The organism is Rhizocola hellebori, assembly GCF_016862955.1.
Classification (GTDB): Bacteria; Actinomycetota; Actinomycetes; order Mycobacteriales; family Micromonosporaceae; genus Rhizocola; species Rhizocola hellebori.
Genome location: NZ_BONY01000170.1, coordinates 1 through 4,112, shown reverse-complemented (window position 1 = coordinate 4,112; position 4,112 = coordinate 1). Strand labels below are relative to the sequence as shown.

Genomic DNA, 4,112 nt, shown 5'->3' with positions numbered 1-4,112 from the left:
TTGGTGCCGGCGCTGATGTGGGCAAGCCTGATCGTGCGCTGCGGTGCGGCAAGGACCCGCCTGGGGGCTTGCTGTGTTCTCGGTGGTCTTTCAGTGTTGCCAGGCCGCCCCCGGGGCTTCGCCTTAGCCGAGGGGCCTCGCCTCTGCTCGGCCGCGGGCTGCCTACTGTTCTGGTGGCAGCTACGTCTCTGCCTCGCTGCGTTGATGCAGCTGGCACGCCCCCTCACCGCCGGCGTTGGTGTGACCGGTTCTTTCTCCGCCGCGACCGATCGACAGCGGGAACCGCTGGCAGGGGTATGGGTTGCTGCGAGCTTTGCTCTGCACCCATAGACGCACCTCCATGATCAATGTGTGTGTATGGGTGCAGAGCAAAGGTGCGGCGAAAGCAATGCCCACCAGCCCGGCACCAGCCGCGCAACTCGCGGCCGCGGCAAGCCCAGCGGGAGCACCAGCCACAGCAGGTGCAATCACGAGGTCGCGATCATTGTTTGCACTGACCGGGTCGGGCGGGTGTTGATGCAGCATCGCAGTCACGATGCGCACGTGGAGCCAGGCTGGAGCCTAGGGAAGACGCGGTGACTGCCGCTCACCGCGAGCTGCTTGAGGAGACCGGGGTTGACCGGTGTTCGTGAGTTTGACCGAGTGGTGGATCAGGTTGGTGCTGACTGGGTCAGCAATGCTCACATGTTTTGCGGCGTCGCTGATATTTGGTGGCGGGGGAGGGGGTGCTGGCCGAGACTGGCTGGCGATGGGAATGTTGGACGGCGTTGCGGCGCGGGTGGCGGGCGGGAAGACGGTGGAGTTCCGGCCTAGTGGTTCTTCGATGGTGCCGCTGATCCGGAGCCGTCAGCAGGTCTCGGTCGCGCCGGTGGATCCGGCGAAGGTCGAGGTGGGCGACATCGTGTTGGCCCGGGTGGCGGGCACGGTCTACCTGCACCTGGTCTCATCGGTGGATCCGCGCTCGGGGCGGGTGCAGATCAGCAACAACCGTGGCCGGGTCAACGGGTGGACGACCTATGCGCGGGTCTTTGGGATTTGTGTTGCGGTGGAAGGGAATCCGCGGCCGAGGCTGGATGGCAAGGTCAGGGTGGGGTGACCGGGCGGGTGTGCAGGTAGACGCCGAGGGCGACGGCGGCCACGCAGACCAGGCCGGCCAGGGGGACGGCGGCGGCGCCGGCGAAGGTGCAGGCGAGCACGAGCGCGGCGCTGACCGGGAGCACGAGTTGCTCCGCGAGGCCGCTTTTGAAGTGCCTTGAGTGCAGCATCCAGACGCTGATCAGGAACAGCGCGGAGGGCAGCGTGACCGCGGCGGCCGCGGCGAAGGCGGAGATGTGGGCGACATGGACGGCGTGTTCGACGGCGACCTCCAGGCCCGCGCCGATCGCGGCAGCCGAAGCGAAGATGACGTAGTGGCCGTACCCCCAAAGGAAGCCTTGCCGGTTTGAGGCGAGATATTCGTGGATCGGCGCGGCGAAATATATCCAGTAGGCGGCGAAGACGATGAGCAGCCCGCCGCCGGCGATCGGCAACAGGGTGCTCACTGAGGATTTGTCCAAAGCGGACTGCACGGCGACGGTCGCGGCGGCGATGGTTTCGCCCAGCATGATGATGGTGAAAAGGCCGTAGCGTTCGGCGATGTGGTGCGGGTGCCAGCTGGTCGGGTGGGGGCGCTCGGCGATCCACGGCACCGCGAGATCGGCGATGGCGAGCGGAAAGAAACCCCAGAACCACGTCGACTGCGGCAGCAGGAGCAGCAGCACCCACCCGATCTGCACGATCAGCAGCCCGGCGGCGAAGCGCAGCGCGGTGCTGCGGGCCGGGCCGGTCTCCCCAGCGGCGGCCCGCAACCATTGGCAGATAAGGGGAGCCCGCATGATCACGTAGCCGATGACGGCCACGGTGAAGTCGCCTTCGAAGGCGCGCGCGATCCCGGCGGAGAGCACCAGCACCCCGGCGATCTGCACGAGCGTGGCGATGCGGTAGAGGACGTCGTCGTTGTCGTATGCGGAGGCGAACCAGGTGAAGTTCATCCACGCCCACCAGATGGCGAAGAAGACGACCAGGTAGCCGGCGATGCCGTGCCCGAAGTGGCCCTCTGCCACCGAATGCACGAGCCGCTGCCCAGCCTGGGCGACCGCGACCACGAAGCACAGGTCGAAGAAGAGCTCCAGCGGGGTGGCCGAGCGATGCGCCTCGTCGCGGTTGCGGGCCACCAGCGGCAGATAGCCGATGACGCTGCTGCCGTGGCCTGGTCCGGTGGGTGTCTGCGTGGTCACCCGCGTGAGTCTACTGAGTATCATCACCGAGTGATCCACTTGACCGGTGCCGAGGACGTGACCAGGGCACTCGATGGGCATGTCTACGGCCGATTCAGTACCGGGATGATGGCGAACGCGGCCGGGCTGGCCACCCACGACGCGGTGCTGTGGTGGGGAGACACCCACTTCGGGCGGCTTGCCCACGGGTTCGGGCCGGACGACTCGGTCAGGCATCTGGTCGCCGCCGCACACGACCTGCGCGGGCCGGTCAAGCGCACCAACGTGCGCCGCGCCCAGGCCCAGCATTCCGCCGACGCGTGGGACTTCCGGTGGACCACCAGCGTTGCGCCACCTCAGCCGGGCCAGGACGAGGTGGTGCAGGTGCACGACATGGAAGCGGTAAACGGTCTCCTCGACGAAGGTTTCCCCGACAGTTCGGTGCGTCCCGGCGATCCGATTGTTCTTTCGTGGTACGGCATCTGGGCCGGCCGCCAGCTAGTGGCGTGCGGTGCCGACCGCAGCACCCGCCCACCCGGCAGCGACGCGCCACCCAGCACGGGAATGATCGGCGGGGTCGCGGTGCACCCGGCGCATCGCGGCCGGGGTCTGGCGGCCGCCGTCTCGGCCGCGTTGACCACGCGCCTGGTCACCTCATACGGCTTGTGCTGCCTGGGCGTGATGGCCGGCAACGAGGTCGCGACCCGCATCTACCTGCGGCTGGGCTATCACGACGTGCTGCCCCTGATCGGCCTGTGACCCGCCAATCTGAAGAACCTTCGCTAGCATGCCGGGATGGATTGGCACCGGTGGCACGAGAGCTACGCCGACCCCGAGTCGGAGCTCTCCCAGCGCCTTGAGATGGTCCGGGATCAGGTGCGCTCGGCGCTGGACGCGTGCCCGCCCGGCCTGATCCGGGTGGTCAGCGCCTGTGCCGGGCAGGGCGATGACCTGATCGGCGTGCTGCGGGACCATCCGCGCCGCAACGATGTGGCCGCCCGCTTGATCGAGCTGGACGAGCGCAACGCTGGGGTGGCCCGCGCCGCGGCCGCCGCGGCCGGGCTGGGCGCGGTCCAGGTGATCGTGGCCGATGCCGGGCCAACCAATCACTACCGCGGGATGGCCCCGGCCGATCTCGTTCTGCTGTGCGGGGTGTTCGGCAACATCAGCGATGAGGACATCGAGCGCACCGTCTCCATTTACTGCGCGCAGCTCTGCAAGCCCGGTGGCCGGGTGATCTGGACCAGGCACCGGCGCGAGCCGGACATGGTGCCGAGGATCTGTGAATGGTTCGAGGGCAACGACTTCGCCGGGGTGTGGCTTTCCGAGCACGGCTTGGACTTCGGCGTGGGCGTGCACCGCTACACCGGCGAGCCTTGCGACCTGGAGCTTGGCGGGCACATGTTCACCTTCATGCCGTCTAGGCAATAGCCGCGGCGATCACCTCGGCGTCCTCCAGGATCAGGGGTTGCCATTGCGGCGCACCGGCTTTGCCGTGTTTGGGGTCGACGCCGATGAACTGACGCCCGCCTATCCGCACCCGGAACTGCCGCGCCCGCCAGTCGGCGCAGGCCCGCTGGCGGATCTTCTCGGCGGCGTGCCAGCTGTGGTCGGTGTAGCTGACGATGGCCGAGTGCCCGTGGATCTGTCCAAACGGGACGAACCCGCCGCCGGCGTAGTACTCCATCCACGGCTCGTGCAGCTGACAACCCGACTCGGCCCACAGCGGGCCGGCCGCGCTCTGCGGCTCGGTGAACGGGCCGCGCCATAGCAGCTCCTGCGGGCGCAGGTTGAGCCGCATGCTTGCGGTGCTGGCGGTCATCGGCTCGGCCAGCTCTCGCCAGCACCCGGCGGTGA

4 protein-coding genes and 1 pseudogene are annotated in these 4,112 nt (G+C 68.2%); 3 read left to right on the top strand and 2 right to left on the bottom strand.

Going from position 1 to position 4,112, the window contains the following annotated elements; translation table 11 throughout:
• Positions 1 to 748: 748 nt before the first annotated feature.
• Positions 749 to 1,096, top strand: coding sequence for a hypothetical protein (locus Rhe02_RS49200; RefSeq protein ID WP_203915512.1), 348 nt, complete (start codon positions 749 to 751; stop codon positions 1,094 to 1,096).
• Here the strand turns inward: Rhe02_RS49200 and Rhe02_RS49195 are convergent.
• A complete protein-coding gene (locus Rhe02_RS49195) occupies positions 1,083 to 2,276 on the bottom strand; it encodes a low temperature requirement protein A (RefSeq protein WP_203915511.1) in 1,194 nt (397 codons plus the stop codon). The genes Rhe02_RS49200 and Rhe02_RS49195 overlap by 14 nt on opposite strands.
• Positions 2,277 to 2,306: 30 nt before the next feature.
• On the opposite strand from Rhe02_RS49195, the gene Rhe02_RS49190 reads away from it, so the two are divergent.
• Together Rhe02_RS49190 and Rhe02_RS49185 are read left to right on the top strand one after the other, a co-directional pair.
• On the top strand, positions 2,307 to 3,014 hold the full coding sequence (locus Rhe02_RS49190; protein ID WP_203915510.1) for a GNAT family N-acetyltransferase: 708 nt from the start codon (positions 2,307 to 2,309) through the stop codon (positions 3,012 to 3,014).
• 36 nt (positions 3,015 to 3,050) lie between these two features.
• Positions 3,051 to 3,686, top strand: coding sequence for an SAM-dependent methyltransferase (locus Rhe02_RS49185; protein ID WP_203915509.1), 636 nt, complete (start codon positions 3,051 to 3,053; stop codon positions 3,684 to 3,686).
• On the opposite strand, the pseudogene Rhe02_RS49180 reads toward Rhe02_RS49185, so the two are convergent.
• Positions 3,676 to 4,112 (bottom strand): annotated as a pseudogene (locus tag Rhe02_RS49180) (hypothetical protein); the annotation flags it as partial. The gene Rhe02_RS49185 and the pseudogene Rhe02_RS49180 sit on opposite strands and share 11 nt — an antisense overlap.